This is a genomic window from Terrirhizobium terrae, from assembly GCF_030323265.1.
In the GTDB taxonomy this organism is placed as follows: domain Bacteria; phylum Pseudomonadota; class Alphaproteobacteria; order Rhizobiales; family Rhizobiaceae; genus Neorhizobium.
The window spans coordinates 922,866-945,307 of sequence record NZ_CP104992.1; the positions used below are offsets into that span (position 1 = coordinate 922,866).

The 22,442-nt window shown below is 62.4% G+C and carries 22 protein-coding genes and 4 pseudogenes; 16 read left to right on the plus strand and 10 right to left on the minus strand.

What is annotated here, in order from left to right:
- The first annotated feature begins 13 nt into the window (after positions 1–13).
- The 5 genes and pseudogenes from N7E02_RS12510 to N7E02_RS12530 all read left to right on the plus strand — a co-directional run bounded on the left by N7E02_RS12510 (position 14) and on the right by N7E02_RS12530 (position 4,430).
- A complete protein-coding gene (locus tag N7E02_RS12510) occupies positions 14–586 on the plus strand; it encodes a cob(I)yrinic acid a,c-diamide adenosyltransferase (protein WP_286582268.1) in 573 nt (190 codons plus the stop codon).
- 227 nt (positions 587–813) lie between these two features.
- On the plus strand, positions 814–1,560 hold the full coding sequence (locus N7E02_RS12515; RefSeq protein ID WP_286582269.1) for a rhomboid family intramembrane serine protease: 747 nt from the start codon (positions 814–816) through the stop codon (positions 1,558–1,560).
- A gap of 150 nt (positions 1,561–1,710) precedes the next feature.
- Positions 1,711–2,458 (plus strand): annotated as a pseudogene (locus N7E02_RS12520) (electron transfer flavoprotein subunit beta/FixA family protein).
- A gap of 18 nt (positions 2,459–2,476) precedes the next feature.
- Entirely contained in the window at positions 2,477–3,406 is a 930-nt protein-coding gene (locus N7E02_RS12525) for an electron transfer flavoprotein subunit alpha/FixB family protein (protein WP_286582270.1), read from the plus strand.
- A gap of 154 nt (positions 3,407–3,560) precedes the next feature.
- Positions 3,561–4,430, plus strand: coding sequence for a 3-hydroxybutyryl-CoA dehydrogenase (locus N7E02_RS12530; protein ID WP_286582271.1), 870 nt, complete (start codon positions 3,561–3,563; stop codon positions 4,428–4,430).
- 5 nt (positions 4,431–4,435) lie between these two features.
- On the opposite strand, the gene N7E02_RS12535 is transcribed toward N7E02_RS12530, so the two are convergent.
- From N7E02_RS12535 to tlpA, 3 genes and pseudogenes are all read right to left on the minus strand, one after another.
- A complete protein-coding gene (locus N7E02_RS12535; RefSeq protein ID WP_286582273.1) occupies positions 4,436–4,834 on the minus strand; it encodes a type II toxin-antitoxin system VapC family toxin in 399 nt (132 codons plus the stop codon).
- Positions 4,834–5,076, minus strand: a complete 243-nt coding sequence (locus N7E02_RS12540) for a type II toxin-antitoxin system VapB family antitoxin (RefSeq protein WP_286582275.1) — start codon at positions 5,074–5,076, stop codon at positions 4,834–4,836. The genes N7E02_RS12535 and N7E02_RS12540 overlap by 1 nt, the downstream gene beginning before the upstream one ends.
- A gap of 70 nt (positions 5,077–5,146) precedes the next feature.
- Positions 5,147–5,826 (minus strand): annotated as a pseudogene (gene tlpA / locus N7E02_RS12545) (thiol:disulfide interchange protein TlpA).
- Between the two features lie 25 nt (positions 5,827–5,851).
- Between tlpA and argH the strand changes: the two are divergent.
- The 4 genes from argH to N7E02_RS12565 all read left to right on the plus strand — a co-directional run bounded on the left by argH (position 5,852) and on the right by N7E02_RS12565 (position 11,741).
- Positions 5,852–7,252: an argininosuccinate lyase gene (argH, locus tag N7E02_RS12550; RefSeq protein ID WP_286582276.1), complete on the plus strand. Its 1,401-nt coding sequence runs from the start codon at positions 5,852–5,854 to the stop codon at positions 7,250–7,252.
- A gap of 102 nt (positions 7,253–7,354) precedes the next feature.
- Complete coding sequence (gene lptM, locus N7E02_RS12555; protein WP_286582277.1) at positions 7,355–7,552, plus strand: LPS translocon maturation chaperone LptM; 198 nt, start codon at positions 7,355–7,357, stop codon at positions 7,550–7,552.
- Between the two features lie 30 nt (positions 7,553–7,582).
- Entirely contained in the window at positions 7,583–8,851 is a 1,269-nt protein-coding gene (gene lysA, locus N7E02_RS12560; RefSeq protein WP_286582278.1) for a diaminopimelate decarboxylase, read from the plus strand.
- A gap of 145 nt (positions 8,852–8,996) precedes the next feature.
- Positions 8,997–11,741: a TIGR02302 family protein gene (locus tag N7E02_RS12565; protein WP_286582279.1), complete on the plus strand. Its 2,745-nt coding sequence runs from the start codon at positions 8,997–8,999 to the stop codon at positions 11,739–11,741.
- Positions 11,742–11,954: 213 nt separating this feature from the next.
- Here N7E02_RS12565 and N7E02_RS12570 read toward each other — a convergent pair whose 3' ends face one another.
- From N7E02_RS12570 to N7E02_RS12580, 3 genes are all read right to left on the minus strand, one after another.
- Positions 11,955–12,332 carry a response regulator gene (locus tag N7E02_RS12570; RefSeq protein WP_092999464.1) on the minus strand — a complete coding sequence of 126 codons (378 nt, stop codon included), beginning with the start codon at positions 12,330–12,332 and terminating at the stop codon, positions 11,955–11,957.
- Between the two features lie 145 nt (positions 12,333–12,477).
- Positions 12,478–13,020: a hypoxanthine phosphoribosyltransferase gene (gene hpt / locus N7E02_RS12575; RefSeq protein WP_286582282.1), complete on the minus strand. Its 543-nt coding sequence runs from the start codon at positions 13,018–13,020 to the stop codon at positions 12,478–12,480.
- Between the two features lie 64 nt (positions 13,021–13,084).
- Entirely contained in the window at positions 13,085–13,453 is a 369-nt protein-coding gene (locus N7E02_RS12580) for a hypothetical protein (RefSeq protein WP_286582283.1), read from the minus strand.
- 74 nt (positions 13,454–13,527) lie between these two features.
- On the opposite strand from N7E02_RS12580, the gene N7E02_RS12585 reads away from it, so the two are divergent.
- The 5 genes and pseudogenes from N7E02_RS12585 to N7E02_RS12605 all read left to right on the plus strand — a co-directional run bounded on the left by N7E02_RS12585 (position 13,528) and on the right by N7E02_RS12605 (position 17,413).
- Positions 13,528–13,890, plus strand: coding sequence for a hypothetical protein (locus tag N7E02_RS12585; protein WP_286582284.1), 363 nt, complete (start codon positions 13,528–13,530; stop codon positions 13,888–13,890).
- A gap of 72 nt (positions 13,891–13,962) precedes the next feature.
- A complete protein-coding gene (ftsE, locus tag N7E02_RS12590) occupies positions 13,963–14,622 on the plus strand; it encodes a cell division ATP-binding protein FtsE (RefSeq protein ID WP_286582286.1) in 660 nt (219 codons plus the stop codon).
- 88 nt (positions 14,623–14,710) lie between these two features.
- Positions 14,711–15,661 carry a cell division protein FtsX gene (locus N7E02_RS12595; protein WP_286582287.1) on the plus strand — a complete coding sequence of 317 codons (951 nt, stop codon included), beginning with the start codon at positions 14,711–14,713 and terminating at the stop codon, positions 15,659–15,661.
- A gap of 68 nt (positions 15,662–15,729) precedes the next feature.
- Entirely contained in the window at positions 15,730–16,446 is a 717-nt protein-coding gene (locus tag N7E02_RS12600) for a YdcF family protein (protein WP_286582288.1), read from the plus strand.
- Between the two features lie 176 nt (positions 16,447–16,622).
- Positions 16,623–17,413 (plus strand): annotated as a pseudogene (locus N7E02_RS12605) (lysophospholipid acyltransferase family protein).
- A gap of 37 nt (positions 17,414–17,450) precedes the next feature.
- Here the strand turns inward: N7E02_RS12605 and N7E02_RS12610 are convergent.
- Positions 17,451–17,948: pseudogene (locus N7E02_RS12610) on the minus strand (gamma-glutamylcyclotransferase); the annotation flags it as partial.
- A 52-nt stretch (positions 17,949–18,000) separates the two neighbouring features.
- Here N7E02_RS12610 and N7E02_RS12615 point away from each other — a divergent pair.
- Positions 18,001–19,005, plus strand: a complete 1,005-nt coding sequence (locus tag N7E02_RS12615; RefSeq protein ID WP_286582289.1) for a DUF2125 domain-containing protein — start codon at positions 18,001–18,003, stop codon at positions 19,003–19,005.
- Between the two features lie 12 nt (positions 19,006–19,017).
- On the opposite strand, the gene N7E02_RS12620 is transcribed toward N7E02_RS12615, so the two are convergent.
- Both N7E02_RS12620 and hisC read right to left on the minus strand, forming a co-directional pair.
- On the minus strand, positions 19,018–19,947 hold the full coding sequence (locus tag N7E02_RS12620) for a prephenate/arogenate dehydrogenase family protein (protein WP_286582290.1): 930 nt from the start codon (positions 19,945–19,947) through the stop codon (positions 19,018–19,020).
- The gene (gene hisC / locus N7E02_RS12625) at positions 19,944–21,053 is read right to left on the minus strand and encodes a histidinol-phosphate transaminase (protein WP_286582292.1); all 1,110 of its coding nucleotides are present in this window, start codon (positions 21,051–21,053) and stop codon (positions 19,944–19,946) included. Before hisC ends, N7E02_RS12620 begins: the two co-directional genes overlap by 4 nt.
- Before the next feature lie 234 nt (positions 21,054–21,287).
- Between hisC and N7E02_RS12630 the strand changes: the two genes are divergently transcribed.
- Entirely contained in the window at positions 21,288–21,647 is a 360-nt protein-coding gene (locus N7E02_RS12630) for a nuclear transport factor 2 family protein (RefSeq protein ID WP_286582293.1), read from the plus strand.
- On the opposite strand, the gene N7E02_RS12635 is transcribed toward N7E02_RS12630, so the two are convergent.
- Positions 21,644–22,387 (minus strand): class I SAM-dependent methyltransferase, encoded by a 744-nt coding sequence (locus N7E02_RS12635; protein ID WP_286582294.1) that lies wholly within the window; start codon positions 22,385–22,387, stop codon positions 21,644–21,646. The two genes, N7E02_RS12630 and N7E02_RS12635, sit on opposite strands and share 4 nt — an antisense overlap.
- Positions 22,388–22,442 lie beyond the last annotated feature (55 nt).

Consider the following 22,442-nt stretch of genomic DNA (forward strand, 5'->3'; position numbering starts at 1 on the left):
ACAACGAGGAACCATGGTCAAGCTCAACAAGATCTACACCCGCACCGGCGACAAGGGCACGACCGGGCTCGTCTCCGGCCCACGCCGGGAAAAGTTCGATTTGCGCGTGGAGGCCTATGGCACGGTGGACGAGACCAATTCCGCGGTCGGCCTCGCGCGCCTCCACACGATCGGCGTCAACGAGCTGGATGTCATGCTGGTGCGCATCCAGAACGACCTGTTCGACCTCGGCTCGGATCTTGCCACGCCCGACACGGGCGAAGAGTTCGCCTACGAGCCGCTTCGCATCATCGAGGCGCAGGCGGAGCGGCTGGAGCGGGAGATCGACAGCCTGAACGGCGAGCTCGATCCGCTGACATCCTTCGTCCTGCCGGGCGGCACGGCGGCCGCCGCTCATCTGCACATGGCCCGCACCGTGGCGCGCCGCGCCGAGCGCCTGATGGTGGAGCTGTCCCGCCAGGAACGGATCGGCGAGGCGGCGCTGAAATATATCAACCGATTGTCGGACTTCCTGTTCGTCGCTGCACGATTTGCCAATGATCGCGGACAGGCGGATATTTTGTGGGTGCCGGGGAAGCATCGGTGAGGTGTGGTGATGGGTTGGAGAGCCACGGCTATGCCAAAGCCCACGACGTCCGCAAGTCCCCCTCTGGCCTGCCGGCCATCTCCCCCACAAGGGGGAGAGGAATCGCCGCGATCGCCTGCCTCGATTAGGCCTCGGCGGAACGGCCAGGTTATCCCTCCCTCTTGTGGGGAGGGTTTGGGAGGGGTCTTTTTAAAGTCGAGACGGACAGGGGATCATGGAGGCTGCTAATGTTCGTACCACTGCATGATGCGAACCACCTCAGATACATAAAGGTTCAATACGTCACGATCGGGCTGATCGTCGCGAACGTGCTGGCATGGCTGTTCACCACGCTCGCCCCATCCGATCAGGCCGAGCGCGCGGCGATGGCGCTCGGCTTCATCCCGGCATTGATCTTCGACCACGCGGTGCTGGACCCGTCGCTCGTCATCGTGCCGGAAGACGCAACTTTCCTGACCTACGCCTTTCTCCACATCGATTTCTGGCATCTGGCGCCGAACATGCTGTTCCTCTGGGTCTTCGGCGACAATGTCGAGGATGCCTTGGGCCATGTCCGCTTTCTCATCTTCTATCTGCTTTGCGCCGCGGCAGGTGCAGCGCTCCACGGGCTTGTCGGCCCGTCTTCTGAAGGCCCGTTGATCGGCGCGTCAGGCGCGGTGGCGGGCGTCGTCGCCGCCTATTTCCTGCTGCATCCGAAGGTGCGCGTCTGGGTGCTGGTGCTGTTTCGAATTCCCCTGCCGCTGCCAGCCTTCATTCCGCTGGCGCTCTGGATCGGCCAGCAGTTCGTCATGCTGGCGCTCGATCTCGACGGCATGGTTTCGTGGGGTGCCCATGTGGGCGGTATCGTTGCCGGTGCGCTTCTCGTTCTCGTCATGCGGCGCAAGGGCGTGCCGCTGTTCGACAGGCAGATCGTCACACCCCGTGCGGTCCAGCATAGAACGAGCGTTCCGCAGGTGGGCAGGCTTGCCGAATAGGGATATGAGAAATGCGCAAGTGTCGGCAGGGAAATGGAATGCAAATCGCGTTGTGTTCGGACGAAAAATGCGTATCCATGTCGCCCACTGACAAATGAGGAGATGGCAAATGTCGCAATTTGCCGTCAGTGAAAGTCAAGGAAGGACCCCATGAAGATCCTGGTGCCTGTCAAGCGAGTGGTCGATTACAACGTGAAGATCCGGGTGAAGCCGGATGGCACGGGCGTCGAGCTTGCCAACGTGAAGATGTCGATGAACCCGTTCGACGAAATTTCCGTCGAAGAGGCTCTTCGTCTTAAGGAAGCAGGCAAGGCGGAAGAGGTGGTCGTCGTTTCGATCGGCCCGGCCAAGGCGGAAGAGACGCTGCGCACCGCGCTCGCCATGGGCGCCGACCGCGCGATCCTGGTCGAGACGGATGACCTCGTCGAGCCGCTCGCCGTCGCCAAGATTTTGAAGGGCGTCGTCGATGCCGAACAGCCCGGCCTGATCATCGTCGGCAAGCAGGCGATCGATGACGATCTCGAACCAGACCGGCCAGATGCTGGCGGCCCTGCTCGGCTCCGCCCAGGCGACCTTCGCCTCCAAGATCGAGCTCTCCGCCGACAAGGCTACCGTGACGCGCGAAGTCGACGGCGGCCTGCAGACGATCGAGGTCAAGCTCCCGGCTGTCGTCACCACCGACCTGCGCCTCAACGAGCCGCGCTACGCCTCGCTGCCGAACATCATGAAGGCCAAGAAGAAGCCGCTCGACAAGAAGGCTCCGGCCGATTTCGGCGTCGATACCGCGCCGCGCCTGAAGGTGCTGAAGACGGAAGAGCCGGGCGGCCGCAAGGCGGGCGTCAAGGTTTCGAGCGTCGAAGAGCTGGTTTCCAGCCTCAAGACCGCCGGCGTCATCTAAGGGACAGGAGAGAACATCATGGCTATTCTTCTTTTCGCCGAACACGACAATGCGACGCTCTCCGACCAGACGGCGAAAGCGCTGACTGCCGCCACCCAGATCGGTGGCGACGTTCATGTTCTCGTCGCAGGCTCGGGTGCGCAGGCTGCAGCCGATGCCGCCGCCAAGCTTGCCGGCGTCTCCAAGGTTCTGCTCGCAGACGACGCCAGCCTTGCCAACAACCTGGCAGAGCCGGTCGCAGCCCTCATCGTTTCGCTGGCGCCTGCCTATGACACGATCATCGCGCCGGCCACGACCTCGGCCAAGAACATCATGCCCCGCGTCGCAGCCCTGCTCGACGTGATGCAGGTGTCGGAAATCATCGAAGTCGTCTCCGCCGACACGTTCAAGCGTCCGATCTATGCCGGCAACGCGATCCAGACCGTCCAGTCGACCGACGCCAAAAAGGTCATCACCGTGCGCACGGCATCCTTTGCCGCAGCCGGCGAAGGCGGCTCGGCTTCCGTCGAAAGCGCCTCGGCTGCCGCAAACCCGGGCGTATCGAGCTTCGTCTCCGATGCGCTCTCCTCCTCCGAGCGCCCCGAGCTGACCTCTGCCAAGATCATCATCTCCGGCGGTCGAGCTCTCGGCTCCTCGGAAAAGTTCCAGGAGGTGATCCTGCCGGTGGCCGACAAGCTTGGTGCTGCCGTCGGTGCATCCCGCGCCGCCGTCGATGCGGGCTATGCCCCGAACGACTGGCAGGTCGGCCAGACCGGCAAGGTCGTCGCACCACAGCTCTATATCGCGGTCGGTATTTCCGGCGCGATCCAGCATCTCGCCGGCATGAAGGATTCCAAGGTCATCGTCGCGATCAACAAGGACGAGGAAGCACCGATCTTCCAGGTCGCCGACTATGGTCTCGTCGGTGATCTCTTCGACATCCTGCCGAAGCTCGAAAAGGCGCTTTGAGGCAAATCACTTTTCGCAAGCGCGAAAAGTGCTGGAAAAACCCGCTATAGCGGAATAGAAATTTTGCCGGGCGGCCAACAGGCAGTCCGGCATTTTCATAAGCGGGTGCGTGAACGAATGCGCGTCCGCAAAGGGAGCGAGGCAAAACATCGTCATGAAGAATATCGGCGTCATAGGCGCAGGCCAGATGGGTTGTGGAATTGCACATGTTTCGGCGCTGGCCGGCTACAATGTGCAGATGTACGACCTGTCAAAGGACCGCATCGAAGGCGCTCTCGCGACGATCAACGGCAATCTCGCCCGCCAGGTTTCCAACGGCAAGCTGTCCGACGAGGAGCGCAACGCGGCGCTTTCCCGCATCTCCGGCTCGGCCGATGTCAACGATCTGGCGCCGATGGACATGGTCATCGAGGCCGCGACCGAAGACGAAAGCGTGAAGCGCAAGATCTATGCGCAGGTCTGCCCCGTCCTGAAGCCGGAAGCGCTGCTGGCCACCAACACGTCCTCGCTTTCGATCACCCGGCTTGCTGCCGCGACCGACCGTCCCGAGCGCTTCATGGGCATCCATTTCATGAACCCGGTGCCGGTCATGAAGCTGGTCGAACTGGTGCGCGGCATCGCCACCGACGAGCCGACCTTCCGCGCCGCCAAGGACTATGTGACGGCGCTCGACAAGACGACCACGGTCGCCGAAGATTTTCCGGCCTTCATCGTCAACCGTATCCTGCTGCCGATGATCAACGAGGCGATCTACACGCTCTATGAAGGCGTCGGCTCGGTCGAGGCGATCGACACCGCGATGAAGCTCGGCGCCAACCATCCGATGGGCCCGTTGCAGCTTGCCGATTTCATCGGCCTCGACACCTGTCTGTCGATCATGCAGGTGCTGCATGACGGGCTCGCGGATTCGAAGTACCGCCCCTGCCCGCTTCTGGTGAAATATGTCGAGGCCGGCTGGCTCGGCCGCAAATCCGGCCGCGGCTTCTACGATTATCGCGGCGAGACGCCGGTTCCGACGCGGTAGGCGCTTTAACCGCGCGTGATATCGGTGTGGGAGAAATCATTGCCCTTGAACAGCAAGGGCACGGCCTGGACTTTCGCACAGGCATAGGACATGCAATCGGCCAGATTGAGTTGGGCGGGATGACCCCGCCCTTTGCCGTATCGTGCAAAGGCACCAACCGCCGCAGTCGCAACAACGTCATCGATTGGCATCACTGAAATCTTCGCCTCCGCAAGCAGAGATCGGATACGGGCTTCAACTGCGACAGGATCAATATCCAGCATTAAGCCCAGCCGCATGGAGGCCTCGAGAATGACAAGACCCGATGTAAGGCATCCTGTCGACCTCTCGATACGTTCGGCGTAATGAACTGCGTCAAGCTCATCGGCGAGCAGAGCAATGATCACCGACGTGTCGATGAACATCAGGGCTGGCCCCACAAGTCATCGATTTCCTGCTTGCTCGGCACGCGACCATTCGGCCCGCCCTGAGCCTTGAGGTCGCCGGCAATGCGGGCGATCCTTTGCGACAGAGGCACTTTCGCGGTTTCCCGCTTCAACTCTTCTTCAAGTGCCTGGATGACGGCAGCCGTCATCGTCACCTTGCGCTTCCTGGCAAGCTTCTCGGCAAGTTCCCGGGCTCGCGCATCGCGAATTTGAAGGGTCATGGATCTATTCCAGCGATAATGCCGGATAGTATCATTACAGACGGCAGCCGTCATCCATACAAATTACTGGTCAAACGCCCTTCGCAGCCTTCACCAGTGCCTTGGCATCCTCGCTGTCCCAGGCGGCGGGGCCGTTCATCGAGCCGATCAGGCAGCCATTTTTGTCGAGGATCAGCGTCGCGGGCAGGCCGAAGGCGAGGCCTTCCTTTTTCAGCGCGTTGAACACGCCCATCGAGCTGTCCTGGTAGAAGGAAAGCTTGTCGAGCTTGTAGTCCTGATAGAAGTTCCTCGGCTTCTGATCGCTGCCGGTATCGATATTGACCGCCACGACCTCGAAATCGTTGCCACCCATAGCGCCCTGCAGCGCATTGAGTGCCGGCATTTCCTCACGGCACGGCACGCACCAGGTGGCCCATAGGTTGAGCAGCACGGTCTTGCCGGCGAGATCGGCGGTCTTCAGGTCCTGGCCTTCCGGTCCCTTGAAGCTCAGGTCGAGCGTCCGCGGCGGCTGTGCCTCGACCATCGCGGCGACCTCGCCCTTCGAGAAGGCGGCAACCGATCTGGCGAGATCGACAGCACCCTCGCATTGCCCGGCGGAGGCGGCCATTTGGCTTGCCGCACCGCCGTCCATGCCATTGCCAGACCCCATGCTCCTCACGTATACCGCCACGGCGCCGGCAAGGATCCCCGCGACGGCGGCAATCATGATCAATCGGGCGGAAGGAGACCAAGCGGTCTTTTGGACGTCATTACTTAACTCCAGGACTGATATCTCATGGCCGATACGAAGGACGCGACATCTTCCAACCAGATGTGGGGCGGGCGCTTCGCTTCCGGGCCGGATGCGATCATGGAGGAGATAAATGCCTCGATCGGTTTCGACAAGAAGCTGTTCGCCCAGGATATTCGCGGCTCGATCGCCCATGCGACCATGCTGGCCGAAAAAGGCATCATTTCGCCCGAAGATAAAGACCAGATCGTCACCGGCCTGAACACGATCATGTCAGAGATCGAAAGCGGCCAGTTCCAGTTCTCCCGCAAGCTCGAAGACATTCACATGAATGTCGAGGCGCGGCTTGCGACGCTGATCGGCCCTGCCGCCGGCCGCCTGCACACTGCCCGCTCGCGCAACGACCAGGTGGCGCTCGACTTCCGCCTCTGGGTGAAGGAAGAACTCGTCAAGACTGAGCGCATGCTGACCGACCTGATCGCGGCCTTTCTCGATCGCGCCGAGGAGCATGCCGAGACGGTGATGCCGGGCTTCACCCATCTTCAGACCGCCCAGCCGGTGACCTTCGGCCATCACTGCATGGCCTATGTCGAAATGTTCGGCCGCGACCGCGCCCGTGTGCGCCACGCGATCGACCACCTGGACGAAAGCCCGATCGGCGCGGCAGCGCTGGCCGGCACCGGCTTCCCGATCGACCGCCACATGACGGCGAAGGCGCTCGGCTTCCGTGAGCCGACCCGCAATTCGATCGACACCGTGTCCGACCGCGACTTCGCGCTGGAATTCCTCTCGGTTGCCGCCATCTGCGCCATGCATCTGTCACGCCTTGCCGAAGAAATCGTCATCTGGTCGACGCCGCAATTCGGCTTCGTGCGCCTCTCCGACGCGTTTTCCACCGGTTCCTCCATCATGCCGCAGAAGAAGAACCCGGATGCGGCCGAACTGGTGCGCGCCAAGACCGGCCGCATCAACGGCTCGCTGGTGGCGCTCTTGACCGTCATGAAGGGCCTGCCGCTCGCCTATTCCAAGGACATGCAGGAAGACAAGGAACAGGTCTTCGACGCCGCCGAGAACCTGGAACTGGCGATCGCCGCCATGACCGGCATGATGCGCGACATGACGATCCGAGAAGACCGCATGCGCGCCGCCGCCGGCTCGGGCTATTCGACCGCGACCGATCTGGCCGACTGGCTGGTGCGCGAGGCGGGCCTGCCGTTCCGCGACGCCCACCATGCAACCGGCCATGCCGTGGCGCTGGCCGAAAAGAAGGGCTGCGAGCTTGCCGAGCTCTCGCTCGACGAGCTGAAGGCGATCAATCCGGCGATCAACGAGAAGGTCTTCGACGTATTGACGGTCGATGCCTCCGTAGCCAGCCGCCAGAGTTTTGGCGGCACCGCGCCGACGGAAGTCCGGAAGCAGATCGCCTACTGGCGCGGCCGCAACTGAGCGGCGCGTCCCCAACCACATAAGATGCCGGATTAATGACTGCACAAGCGCGTGGAACTTCGCTATGAAAGTTTCGCCATCATGTGCCGGAGAAGGAAGAGAATGTCGAAGTCGCTGGTCAGAATTGCCCGCATCACCTTTGCCCTGAGCCTTGCCGGCGCTGTCGTTATCGGCTGCGGCCGAAAGGGTGATCTCGACCGCCCGAGCACGCCGGTGGAACAGCAGAACGTTCGCAAGACGAACGAGCAGAAGAACCAGCCGGCCCCCGAGCGCCCCTTCGTCCTCGACCCGCTTCTGTAATTCGACGCCCCTTTATTCTCGAGAATTGCCGTGAACCATTTCCAGTATATCGACGGCGTGCTGCACGCCGAGAACGTTGCCATTCCCGAGATCGCCAAGGCCGTGGGCACGCCCTTCTACGTCTATTCGACCGCGACGCTGGAGCGTCACTACAAGGTCTTCGCCAAGGCGTTCGACGGCGTAGACGCCATGGTCTGCTATGCGATGAAGGCCAATTCCAACCAGGCGGTGCTGAAGACGCTGGCCCGGCTCGGCGCCGGTGCCGACGTGGTCTCGGGCGGCGAACTGCGCCGCGCGCTGGCCGCCGGCATCCCGCCCGAGCGCATCGTCTTTTCCGGCGTCGGCAAGACCGTGGCCGAGATGGATTTCGCCCTCGAAGCCGGCATCTACTGTTTCAACGTCGAATCCGAGCCGGAACTGGAAGTGCTGAACCTGCGCGCCATCAAGGCCGGCAGGAAGGCGCACGTCTCCTTCCGCATCAACCCCGATGTCGATGCCCGCACCCATGCCAAGATCTCGACGGGCAAGAAGGAAAACAAGTTCGGCATTTCCTACAAGCGCGCCCGTGATGTCTATGCCCATGCTGCAACGCTGCCGGGCATCGAGGTGACCGGCATCGACATGCATATCGGCAGCCAGATCACTGAGCTGCAGCCGTTCCGCGATGCCTTCAAGCTGCTGCGCGAGCTGGTCGACACCCTGCGCGCCGACGGCCATGGCATTACCCATGTGGATGTCGGCGGCGGGCTGGGCATTCCCTATCACGCCGACAACAATCCGCCGCCGGAACCGACCGCCTATGCCGAGATCGTCACCGACGAGCTGAAGAGCCTCGGCTGCCGGATCGTCACCGAGCCGGGCCGCCTGATCGTCGGCAATGCCGGCATTCTCGTCACCGAAGTGCTTTATGTGAAGGACGCGGGTGAAAAGACCTTCGTCATCGTCGACGGCGCCATGAACGACCTGATCCGCCCGACGCTTTACGATGCCTATCACGGCGTGCGTCCCGTCGTCGTGCCGGACAAGGATGTCCCGCATGTGAAGGCCGATCTCGTCGGTCCCGTCTGCGAGACGGGCGATTACCTGGCGCTCGACCGCGATATGGCGGTGCCGAAGCCCGGCGACCTGTTCGCCGTCTCGTCCGCCGGCGCCTATGGCGCGGTCCAGGCCGGAACCTACAATACGAGGCTTCTGGTTCCGGAAGTCCTGGTCAATGGCTCCGAGTTCCACGTCATCCGTCCGCGCGGCACGTATGAGGAGCTGATCGCTCTCGATTCCGTGCCGTCATGGCTGGGTTAGAGCCTTTCCTCGCGTTTGACGCGACATTCACAATTGCGGGAAACCGCCCAAAATATGGGGGCTGGCCCATGCCTGCCCTCGTCTTCGCCACAAAGACTGCTATCTTGAGTGCTTGTTCGCGCCGCCACGACTGGAGACGGACCGCATGAGCGCTACCCGCAAAGGTGCCTTCGAGACGCATACGACGCTCGCCCGCCGCGTGGCCTTGAAACGTTCCTTCGCCCGGTTCGTCCTGTTCTGCGAGCGCACGCTGCCGCTCGCGATCGCGCCGCTCGGCGTCGCCGCACTCTTTATGTCGGCATCCTGGTTTGGCATCTTCCGCGTCTCGCCGGACTGGCTGCGCTGGGTCCTGCTCGCCGTCTTCGCTCTCGGCTTCGTTTATGCTCTTCTGCCAATCACGCGGGTTCGCTGGCCGGATGCCAATGATGCCGACCGGCTGCTCGAGGATCGCAACAACTTGCCGCACCAGCCCGTCGGCGTGCAGGAAGATGAACCGGCCTTCGAGACCCCCTTCTCCCGCGCGCTTTGGAAAGAGCACCAGATCCGCATGGCGGAGCGCATCGCCGCGCTCGATGCCGGCATGCCGCGCCCGGACATCGCCCGCCACGACCGGTTTGCGCTGCGTGCAGTTCCAGCACTCGTGTTCGCCATCGCACTCGGCTACTCCTTCTCCAATGGCGGCGGCACTATCGGCGATGCCTTCCAGCCGGCGCCGGCAGCACCGAGCATCAACCCGGATCTGCGCATCGACGCCTGGCTGACGCCGCCTTCCTATACCGGCCGCGCGCCGATCTTCCTGACTGGCCAGCAGGCGCAGAACAATGCCGGCCCCGTCTCCATTCCGCAGAACTCCGCGCTCACCGTACGCGTGACGGGCGGCGAAGGCGAAGAGGCTGTGGTCTTCTCGCCGGCCGAGGGCGATGCAGCGACCCTGCAGACGGAAGAAGCCAAGGCCGCCGCCAAGAAGGCAGCGGAAGCCGCGCAAAAACCCTCTGTCTCAAGCGATACCGCCGCCTCGACACCGGCGGCACAGCCTGCGGCATCTCAGTCCAGCCAGAGTGGCGACCAGCCGCTGCCGCCGCGCACCTATGCCATGGCGGTCGGCGAAAGCGGCGAGCTTTCGGTCAATGGCCAGAGCTGGACCTTCAACGTCACCCCGGACCGCGCCCCCGAAATCGCTTTCGAAGGCCAGCCGAAGCGCTCGGTCAACGGCGCGCTGGAGATCGGCTTCCGCGCCAAGGACGATTACGGCATCCGCGAAGCTCATGCGCTGATCGAACCGGCCGGCCCGCAGGATCCGGCCGCCACCCCGCTCTATCCGCTGCCGGAATATCGTCTCGATCTGCCTCGCCAGCAGAGAGGCCAGGAACTCAAGGGCCTGACCAGCCGCAGCCTGATCGAACATCCGCTCGCCGGCAAGCGCGTCCGCGTCACTCTCGTCGCAACCGATGGCGCCGGCCAGACGGGCCGCAGCCCCGCCCATGAGATGATCCTGCCAGGCCGTGGCTTCTCCGAGCCTCTGGCTGCAGCCGTCGCCGAACAGCGACAGGTTTTTGCGCTCGACACCCGCCAGATGCCCAAGGCGATCGAGCTGAACGAAGCGCTTGCCATCCGCCCCGACGAAACCATTCCGAACCTCAGCCACTTCCTGCTGATCCGTTCCGCACTGGAGCGCATGAAGCTTGCCCGCACGGACGAGCAGTTAAAGGATACGGCTGACTATCTCTGGGAAATCGCTTTAGGCATCGAGGACGGCGATCTGTCGCTTGCCGAACGCCGGCTGCGCGATGCCCAGCGCAATCTCTCCGAAGCACTGCAGAACGGCGCCAATGACCAGGAGATCGCCCGCCTGATGCAGGAAATGCGCGAGGCAATGCAGCAGTTCATGAACGAGCTTGCCCAGCGGATGCAGAATGCGCCAAGGGGACAGCAGAACATGCAGGCGCAGAACGTCATTCGCCAGCGCGACCTGCAGAACATGATGGACCAGATCGAGAACCTGGCCCGTTCCGGCAACCGCGATGCCGCCCAGCAGATGCTGAACGAGATGCAGCGGATGATGAACAACCTGCAGGCCGGTCGCCCGCAGCGCGGCCAGCAGGGCCAGCAACAGCAGCAGAACAGCCAGATGCGTCAGCAGATCGACAAGCTCGGCGAGATCATGCAGGAGCAGCAGCGGCTGATGGACCAGACCTTCAAGCTGGACCAGGCGCTGCGCGACCGCATGCAGCGCGGCGATCCCGACCAGCAAGGTGAAGGCGATCAGCAGCAGCAAGGTCAGCAGGGCCAACAGGGTCAGGCTCAGCAAGGCCAGCAGGGGCAAGGTCAGCAAGGCCAGGGCCAGCAGGACCCCGGCCAGATGACGGCAGAACAGCTACGCGAGGCACTGAAGAACCTCCGCGCCCAGCAGGAAGGCCTCGGCAAGAAGCTCGGCGAGTTGCAACAGGCGCTGAAGGGCATGGGCATGCAGCCCGGCGAAGGCTTTGGCCAGGCGGAGCGCGAAATGGGCAATGCCGGCCAGGCGCTCGGCCAGGGCGAAGGCGAGCAGGCCGTGCAGGGTCAGGGCAACGCATTGAACGCGCTGCGCCAGGGTGCCCAGAACATGATGCAGCAGATGATGCAGGCCATGCAGCAGGGCCAGGGACAGGAAGGCCAGCAGAATGGCGAGGGCGAAGGCATGGCCAATCAGGGCGGCCAGAACGGCCGCGACCCGCTGGGCCGTCCCCGCGCCACGTCCGGCCCGGATTTCGGCGATCAGGTGAAGGTGCCGGACGAGATCGACGTGCAGCGTGCGCGCGAGATCCTCGACGCGATCCGCGAGAAGCTGGGTGGCGCGCTCTCGGGCGATGCCGAGCGGCAATATCTGGAACGGTTGCTGGAGATCAGGTGAGGGCTCGGAGTGAGATACGGCCCCTCTCTTGCGATTTCTAAGACTTAGCCTTCGGCTAAGATCTTGAAATCGCTTTCTCTCCCGCAAGGGAGAGATGCCGATGCGGCACGCTCGGAGCCTACCTCTCCCCTTGCGGGAGAGGATACAAAATCACGATCTTAGCTTCAGCTAAGTCTTAGATTTTGTTGGAGAGGGGCAAAAATTCCGCCCCACTCAAGCCGCGTGACGCGGCATTCCGGCGAGCGCCATGGCGACTGCCTTGCGGATATCCGGCAATGCAAACGGCTTCGGCACGACGTCGACGATCTTGGCGGCGAGGTCGTCCGCCCGTTCGCGTTGTTCGGCGTAGCCGGTCATCAGCAGGATCTTCATCTGCGGAAAGCGGGCGGCGGCCTGGTGGGCGAGTTCGATACCGTCCATGACAGGCATGCGGATATCGGAAAGAAGCAGGTCGTAGGAGCCTTCGTCGAGCCGTTCCAGGCCCTCGGCGCCATCGCCGGCCTCGAAGGTTTCATGGCCATCCAGGCGAAGGGCTCTGGCGACGAAGCGGCGCAGAGATTCCTCGTCTTCGGTAATCAGGATTTTGGCCATAGCGATCATCGCTCCCGTGTTTCAAATCGGGAGCAAATGACCAGACTTTCCTTGTCGAGGAGTAAACGGCCCGCGATCGGGGGCCGCCATGGTTAACGCCTTGACACCGCTTCGATGCGAATTCCTGCATCTGAGCGGTATCTGCTTACGCGTCGCCGGTGACGACGCCGACGAAGGGCAGTTCGCGGAAAGCGTAGGCCACATCCATGCCGTAGCCAACGACGAAATAGTCGGGGCATTCGAAGCCGACATGGTCCGCCTCAAGCTCTTCCTTGCGCTTGACCTTCTTGTCGAGAAGGACGGCCAGCGACACATGGTTCGCGCCGCGCTCGTAGAGCAGTTCCTTGGCGAATTTCAGCGTGCGCCCGGATTCGAGAATGTCGTCGATCAGGAGAATGTCGCGGCCATGCACGTCGCTGTCGATATCCTTGACGATGCGCACGCCCTGGGAAACCGTCCCGGTACCGTAGCTCGACAGGGTGATGAACTCGACTTCCGGGGCAAGGCCTGTCTCATGCAGCGCACGCAGAAGATCGGCGGCGAAGATGAACGAGCCCTTAAGGACGGCGATGACCAGGAGGTCCTTGGTCGGGCCTGCTGCGATCTGGGCGGCGATGGCGCGATTGCGCTCGGCGATCTGCTCAGCGGTGAATAGCGGTTCGATCTGCTTGCCGCGCACGACGGGCATGGGCTTCTCCTGAATGTCCCTTCAAAGCCCGCCGATAACACATCCTGCCCTGCAAGCCAAAGCGCTAAGCGCCCCGATCCGTCAGCGCGAGCCGAAGATCCGGCAGTTTTCCACCGGGATGCGGCACGCGGGCGGAAAAGCCATAGCTCTCGCGCCCGCCGATCTGAGTGGTTTCGGTGGTGATCAGCGTGCTGGCGACGATCGTCTCGCCGGACATCAGCTCGGCGCGGATCGATGGCATGGCAAGACGGCCTTCGGTCCGGTTCTCGACGATGCCGTTGATCAGGAGAACGCGCATGCCGTTGGCATCCTGCGGCGTCATCGTGACATGGGTGATGTCCAGCGCCGGCCCGGGTACCGGCGCCTCACCGGATCCATTGATCAGCGACAGGCCGCCGAACATCGTGAAGACGGCGACAGAAATGGCTGCCACGAGCGCGAGGAAGGCATCGGGCGACAGACGCAGCAGGCGGTGCTCGATGGCGTTGGTGACGGTGGCGAAGTTGATTGGAGGCGCAGATCGCGGCGTTGCCTTCGGCGCGGGACGCCGGTCGTTGGCATTGTCACTGCGTGATCGGGGGCGGCTCGGTGCGAAGACGGACTTCTCACCGGCTCGAAATGGGCATCGACAACCTCGTTCGGCCGGCGAAAGTGGATCACTTTTGCGGTACCGTCCTCGGGTGGCAGGATGTCGATCGTCACGTTGGCCCTGGCTTGCCGACGGTCGCTGAAGGTGCTCATGATACCCTCTTCTCCCGACCGTCTCGACATCGCCTCGGCCGGGCATTGAAAGAAATTCCGGCCAGTCGTAAATTGGAATGGTTAACACATTGCAAATTCGGCCTGAAAATCGCCCTTTTGACCGCTTGATTTACTCTTCGTTTACCCGCGGCATTAAGAGATGACCGCCGGGTATCCATTCAATCAGGACTCGATTCTCCGTTGATCCATTTCGAAAATGTCGGGCTGCGTTACGGCATGGGACCGGAAATTCTCCGGGACATGACCTTCGACATTCCGAAGCGGTCCTTCCAGTTTCTCACCGGGCCTTCCGGTGCGGGCAAGACGACGCTGCTGAGATTGCTGTTCATGTCGCTCAACCCGACGCGCGGCATCATCCGCATGTTCGGGCGCGACCTGTCGCAGATTCCACGCGGCGAGTTTCCGATGCTGCGCCGACGCGTCGGCATCGTCTTCCAGGATTTTCGCCTGCTCGACCACCTGACGACCTATGAGAACGTCGCGCTGCCGCTCAGAGTACGCGGCAAGGACGAGTCTTCCTATCGCAATGACGTGATCGACCTTTTGAAATGGGTCGGCCTGGGAGAGCGCATCAACGTGCTGCCGCCGGTGCTTTCGGGCGGCGAGAAGCAGCGTGCGGCGATTGCCCGCGCCCTGATGGACCGGCCGGAGATCTTGCTTGCGGACGAGCCGACGGGCAATGTAGACCCACCCATGGCGCGCCGCCTTCTCAGCCTCTTCATGGAATTGAACCGGCTGGGCACGGCGGTCGTGATCGCGACCCACGATCTGGCCCTGATGGACCAGATCAATGCCCGACGCATGATCCTGACGGAAGGGCGACTGGATATCTATGAATGAGGTGAGCCGGGCCAACCAGCCAGCGGCCTCGCAAACGGGCCAAGGCGAAGCTGATCGCCGCAGCGGTACCCAGCCGCGGCGCGCAGAGATGCGCGTCCGCCCGACCGCGCCCATTCTTCCGCCGTCCAATATTCAGGGCAATGCGCTGATGGTGGTGATTTCCATCATGGCCTTCCTCGCCTGTCTCACCCTCGGCGCTGTCAGCATGGTGCGCACGACGGCAGCAGGTTGGCAGAGCCAGATTTCCCGCGAAATCACCATCCAGATCAAGCCGGACGACGGGCTGGACATGAATGCCGCGCTGACAAAGGCGCGGGATATTGCGCTCACCTTCGTCGGCACCCGCTCGGGCACGATCATGGACGATGCGGCGACCGCGCGGCTGCTGGAGCCCTGGCTTGGTGCAGACCTGCAGCTCGACGACCTTCCGGTACCGCGGCTGGTGATCGTCACCATCGACGAGAGCAATCCGCCCGATTTCGCGGCGATGCGCGACCTGCTCAAGGCGGAAGTACCGCAGGCCTTTCTCGACGATCACCGCACATGGGTGGACCGGCTGGTCTCCATGGCGCGCACCACCGTCTGGATCGGCACCGGCGTGCTGATCCTCGTGTTTACCGCAATGATCCTGACCGTGATTTTCGCGACGCGCGGGGCGCTGTCGGGCAACCGCCATATCGTCGAGGTGCTGCATTTCGTCGGCGCCGAACGCGGCTTCGTGGCCCACGAGTTCCAGAAGCATTTTCTACGGATCAGCATGAAGGGCTCGGCGATCGGCGGCGCGTTGGCGGCCTTTCTGTTCGCCACCGCCAACCTCTGGCAATCGAATTCGCGCGCAACGCCCGAAAGCGAGCAGGCGATGGCGCTGTTCGGCTCTTTCACGATAGGCTGGACGGGCTATCTCGGCATTTTCGCGACGATGATCGTCATCGCTCTGCTGACGACTGTCACCGCACGCTTCACCGTGATGCGCACGATCGACGAAATCGACCTCGTCCGCTCCGATCCGTCCCGTTCCGATGGCCTCCCACCATCATGACAATCAGTCACATTCTCTGTACAGAGATGGGACTATGCACTGGCTCAAACTGCGATTAATGACGGGTCATGAGATTCGGCAAGACCAATGGCTGGAGCCCCGATGACAAGCCGCCTGGCGGCGGCAGCAAATTGCTGTCCCGAAACAGCGGGTTACGCCGACTTGCAAGACGCCTGATCCTCCTGTTTTTCGTCGCCATTGCCATCCTGGGCGGCGGTTTTCTCTGGTTCGCCGATTCGGTGACGTCGCTGCGTGCGCCTGATGGCGTGAAGGCCGATGCCATTGTCGTGCTGACCGGAGGCTATCTCAGGATCGAACAGGCGCTGGGCCTGTTGCGCGACGGAGCGGGAAAGCGGCTGCTCATCTCCGGCGCCCACCCGACCACCACGCCGAACCAGATCTGCAGGGCGACCCAGGCATCTGCCGATCTCTTCGACTGTTGCGTCGACATCGGCTACGACGCGATCGACACGATCGGCAATGCCAACGAGATTGCCCGCTGGATCCACGAGCATGACTACAAGTCCGTTCTCGTGGTGACGAACAATTACCACATGCTGCGCAGCCTGCATGAGCTGCGCCGCGCCGATCCCGGCACCGAGTTTATCCCCTACCCCGTGATCAATGCCGATCTTGCCCGCCGCGCCTGGTTCACGGAACCCGACACGTTGCGCACCATGCTCTCGGAATACGGCAAGGTCGTCCTCGCCTCGCTCAGGGACTGGATCGGCATGGAGCGCTGGAGCGGCCTCAGAACCGACGAGGACAGCCGCAAGGGCGGCTAGGGGAGCGACCAAGGGGGCGACCAGGGCGCAGCGCTCTGAGAACCGCCCCTGCCTAGGTCAGACCCTTTTTTCCACGCACGATCTCGTGTAGGCAACGCCTGTACTTAGGTTCAAAAGGGTTACGGCGCCCTCGGCATGTGATCTGTCACACGCGGCGTTGTAGAGGATGCCATCACATGCTGCTGCTGCGCTCGGTTCTGTTCAACACCGCCTTCTACCTCAATCTGTTCGGGCGCATGATCATCCTGTCGCCGATCTATTTCCTGCTGCCGCGCAAATCCGCCTTCCGCATCCCGAAAGCCTGGGCCTCGTCCAACAACTGGCTGATGAAGAATATCGTCGGCGCCACCTTCGAGATCGAAGGACTGGAAAACATCCCGGAAGGCGGCTGCATCTTCGCACCCAAGCATCAATCCGCCTGGGATACGTTCGCGCTCCTGCCCTGGCAGCGTGACCCGGTCTATATCCTCAAGCGCGAACTGATGTGGATCCCGCTCTTCGGCTGGTATGTCGCCAAGCAGAAGATGATCCCCGTCAATCGCGGCGCCCGTGGCAAGGTCATGGTCGAGGTGATGAAGCGCACCAAGGAGGAGATGGACGCCGGACGCCAGCTCATCATCTATCCCGAGGAACGCGCCGCGCACCGGGCGCCGAGCCCGAATATCGCTACGGTATCGCCCGCATCTATCGCGACATCCAGGTCCCCGTGGTGCCGATCGTCGCCCATTGGGGCCTGTTCTGGGGCCGCCGCAAGCTGATCAAACATCCCGGCCGCTTCAAGGTGAAGATCCTGCCGCCGATCCAGCCGGGCATGGACCCGGACGCCTTCTACGCACACCTGATCGAAACGCTGGAGACGGCAAGCGACCAGCTTCTGATCGAGACCGTGGAGGCGAACCCGCATCTACCGCTACCTCCGACAGCTGCCAAACGGCTAGCGGAGCTTCGCGCCAAGCCGGCTGCCTAGAGGATTGAAGGCGCGCTTGCGGCCTTAAGGACCTCCCCACGGCTTCCAGCCACTGGTCGCGGATGCCCATCTGCTGCAGATGGGCGACGGTATTCAGCACATAGGCGTCGTTCGGTCCCGACTGGCCGTGGGATTTCATCACGATCCTGGCCGCCTCTTCCACGTTCAGACCGCCGGCATATTGTGCGTGATGACGATCGACCACATAGGTGACGGCCTGCGCACGTCGTCCTTCCGGAAGGCTGATAGGCAAGATGCGTTCCTGGTAGACATTGGTGATCAGTTCGCGCTTGCTCAGGTAATCCATGGCTCCGTCGCGGTCTTCGGCGGAAACGCGAAACGCCACCCCGCGGCAGGATCCGCCCCGATCAAGTCCCATCACAAGCCCGGGATGTTCTTGCGTTCCGCGATGGGCAACAGACCAGACACAGAGCGACCGGCGAAAGCCTTGAACGCGGGCGGGCTGCCGCTCGACAAACGGAAATCCCGGATTCCACATCAGCGATCCGTAGCCAAACACCCAAAATTCGTCCATATCCCCCGCCATGCCGTCGCTTTATCTTGCGTCGCACCATTGGGAGAACAACATGGCAGCGTCAAGCCGAACCGGCATCAGCAGAAAATTATGGATGCTCGCGAGCGCTGTCGTGCTCGTCATCGCGCTCTATACCGCCGGCTGGTTCTATGCCGCCTCCGTGCTGAAGGAAAACACGCTGGCGCTTCTCGGCCAGCAGACCGACGCTGGCGTCTCGGCGACATGCGAGAATGCCGATTATCGCGGCTATCCCTTCCGTATCGGCCTGTTTTGCTCAAAGGTCACTGTCGATGACAACGTCAACGGCATTTCCGGCAGTTTCGGCGCGCTGCGCTCTGCAGCGCAGGTCTATAATCCGACCCATATCGTCTGGGAACTGGATGCCCCTTCCGAGGTGCGCACAAGCCATGGCCTGACGATCTCGACCACCTGGCAAAGTCTGCAGTCCAGCCTGATCACCAAACTCAAAGGCGTGGAGCGGGCATCCATGGTGCTGGAAAAATCGAAGACCAGCATCACATCATCCGCCATCGGCCAATCCTTCGATATCGCCGCTGGTCATTCCGAAATCCATCTGCGCCAGAACGGCTCGGATCTCGATGCCGCAATTCAGCTGACCAATGCCACGACGACAGCCGAGGGCCTGCCACAGCTTCTACCGCCGACCAATGCCAGCATCGACGTGACGCTGGCAGGACGCGCCGGCCTTCTGGACGGAAGTGACCGGAACGGCATGGCCATGCAGGGATCGGAGGGCGAACTTCGCCAGCTCAAGGTGGACCTCGGTGAAGGCCAGGTGCTGACGCTGGCAGGTCCGTTCTCTTTCGATGACGAGGGGCGCATGTCCGGCAAGCTGAAACTGCGTGTCGAAGAGATCGAAGCCTGGCAGGAAAGCCTGGACCGGGCCTTCCCCGATCTTGCCTCGACGATCGAGACTGCGGCCAACATGCTGGCGGCGTTGGGCGGCGGCAGCGATGCGTCGATCGACATCACCATCCGCCGCGGCAAGGTTCTGGCCGGCGGCCTGATCCCGATCGGCGAAATTCCGCCGATCTGATCCGGTCGCAGCTTACTTCTTGGCGTCCAGCGCGTGCCGGCCGAAGTCCGGTGCATCGACATCCTGGCCGGCCTGGATGATCGACCGGCGGATCGCGCGGGTACGGGTAAAGAGCTCGAACAGCTTGTCGCCCTCGCCCCAGCGGATCGCCCGCTGCAGATAGGCGAGATCTTCCGAGAACCGCGCAAGCATTTCCAGGATAGCATCCCGGTTATGCAGGCAGACATCGCGCCACATGGTGGGATCGGATGCCGCAAGACGGGTGAAATCGCGGAAGCCGGAGGCCGAATACTTGATCACTTCCGATTCCGTCACCGTCTCCAGATCATCAGCCGTGCCGACGATATTGTAGGCGATGATATGCGGCAGATGCGAGACGATGGCGAGCACCTTGTCATGGTGTTCCGGGTCCATCTCGTCGATCCGCGAACCGAGCGCTATCCAGAATGCCTTGAGCTTGTCGAGAGCGACCTGATCGGTTTCCGGCAGCGGCGTAAAAATGCACCAGCGGTCGCGGAACAGACCTGCGAAGCCGGCATCGGGCCCGGACTTTTCAGTACCCGCCAGCGGATGGCCGGGAATGAAATGGACGTTGTCGGGCATATGCGGCGCCATCTGTGCGATCACCGAAGCCTTGGTGGAACCGACATCGGTGACGATCGCGCCCGGCTTAAGGCTGCTCGCGATCTGCCTGGCGACGGCCTCGGAAGCTCCGACGGGCACCGAAACGATGACGAGATCGGCACCCTTTACCGCATTGGCCGCGGACACAGTGTATTCCGTGCCGAGTTCAAGCTCCTCGGCGCGCTTCAGTGTCTCCTCGCTGCGCGTCGACACCACGACCTGGCTGGCGAGCCCGAGTTCCTTGACGTCGCGGGCAATCGACGAGCCGATCAGGCCGATGCCGATCAGCGCGATCCGCTCGAAATGCGGCTCACTCATCCCTCACGCCCCATAAATTCACCGAGCGTCTCGATCACGCCGCGATTTGCCTCTTCCGAGCCAACGGTCATGCGCAGCGCGTTGGGCAGGCCATAGCCCTTCACTGCGCGCAGGATATAGCCGCGGCTGGTGAGGAAGGCGTCAGCATCGGGAGCCCGCTTGCCATCAACGTCAGGGAAGTGGATCAGCACGAAATTGGTGACCGACGGCGTGACCTTGAGGCCGATCGCCTCGAAGGCGTGCACCAGCTTGCCCATCCACAGCGCGTTGTGCTCGACGGCTTCGCCGACGAAATCCTGGTCACGGATCGCGGCGGATCCGGCAGCGATTGCCGGCGCATTCATGTTGAACGGGCCGCGAACGCGGTTCAACGCATCGAGAACATTGGCCGGACCATACATCCAGCCGATGCGCAGTGCCGCGAGGCCATAGACCTTCGAGAAGGTGCGGCACATGACGACATTCCTGTTCGACGAAACGAGCTCGACACCGGCCTCATAATCGTTCTTGCGGACATATTCCGCATAAGCCGCGTCGAGGACGAGGATGACGTTCTTCGGCAGGCCGGCATGCAGGCGACGGATATCTGCAACCGGAACATAGGTGCCGGTCGGATTACCGGGATTGGCGATGAAGACGAGTTTGGTCTTCTCGGTCACGGCGGCAAGGATCGCGTCCACATCGACGGTGTAATCCTTCTCCGGCACTTCGATCGCCTTGGCGCCGGCGCCCATGATCTGGATCTTGTAGACGAGGAAACCGTGCTGGGTGATGATCGCCTCGTCGCCCGTGCCCAGATAGACATGGCAGAGCAGGCCGAGGAGTTCATCCGAGCCGTTACCGCACATGATGTTGGCAACGTTCAGTCCATGCACGGAAGCGATCGCTTCACGCAGGGCAAGAGCCTGACCGTCGGGATAGAGTTCCAGATGGCCTGCGGACTGGCGGAAGGCTTCGATCGCCTTTGGGCTGGCGCCGAGCGGCGTCTCGTTGGAGGAAAGCTTGAAGACCCGCGAGACGCCCGGAGCATGTTCCTTGCCGGGCACATAGGCGGCGATGTCCAGAATGCCTGGACGCGGAACGGGCTCATTCGCAACGATGCTCATCGGATCTACCTTCTCGGAAATGCCTGCAACGACAGGGAATGCGAAGGCATTAAATCTGAAACATGCCTTTGTCGAGAGCGAGTATCTGCGGCACCTCGAATGCGGGTGTCGGAACGATCCCTGCCGGGACGTCTTTCAGACGAACCATGCGCAAGGAGGATATCATGGGCACGGGAGATCACGACGACATCAGGGCCTTGATGCACGACTGGGCAGAGGCCTTGCGACAGAAAAATGCAGCCGGGATCATGGAGTGCGAGATCCGCCACGATCCGAGCGTTCACGCTCGCGCCGCCGCTGCAGCAAAGCGTCGGCGACGGTGCGGAGCTGCAGGCCTGGCTCGACACTTGGGAAGGCCCGCTGGAATTCGAGATCCGCGATACGGATCTGCGTCTCGGCGGCGATATCGCCTGGTGTTCGGCATTTGCCTGGCTTGGCGGCGACAAGATCGGTCAGGGCAAGGTTGGCTTCTGGTATCGCCTCACACTCGCCTTCGCGCGGGAGGACGGCCGCTGGCGGATCGTCCACACCCATGAGTCCGTGCCATTCTCGATGGACGGAGAGCCGCTCGGGTTGTTCGATCTGAAGCCTTAGGTGCGATCCCGGGTCGTGCGAACGCCCTGCGGTGTGAGCACTGGCACGAACACTCGCCGCGAGGAGCGCGCGGCGACCGGCAGGCCCTGATAGAGCCGCTTTTGCGCCTCGAGCACGAGCACGCCTGAAAACACCGGCCAGAAACGGCGCCCCATGCGCTCGAAAATATGCCGCAGCTTGAGCACGGTCTTGACCTTGGATGGCGGGAAGAACAGCGCCTCAGCCGTGGCGCCGGGGGTGAAATTCGCCTCGCGCAGCAGCGTCGTCAGCTGGCTGCGGGAATAGGGGCGGCCCGAGCCGAAGGGCGTGTGCTCCATACGCGCCCAGACGCCACGACGATTGGGAACAACGATGACGAGCCGCCCGCCCGGCGCCAGAACGCGCCAGACTTCCTTCAGGCTCTCGCGCGGATTTTCCGCGAATTCCAGCGAATGCACCATGAGCACCCGATCGACCGAACTGTCCGGCAGCGGCAGCTCCTCGTCGAAGACCAGCGCGGTGGAGGACAGCTCGCCCACGGGCCAGTTCACCGCCCCCTGCCCCGCCGGCATGAAAGCGAAGGTACGCTCCGTATCGGCCCGGAACCGGTCGAGATAGGGCACCGCATATCCAAGCCCCACCAGCCGTTCCTCCGGCAAACGCGCCCAGAGCGAGGTGAGCGCCATCGCAATCGAGTGCTCAGCGAGCCGGCCGAGCGAGGAGTGATAGAACTGGCGGAGATCAACGATATCGACGGACAAGATAAAAATGCTCGTGTTCGGTGGTTGGTTTCGCGGGTACCGCTCTCTACATTGT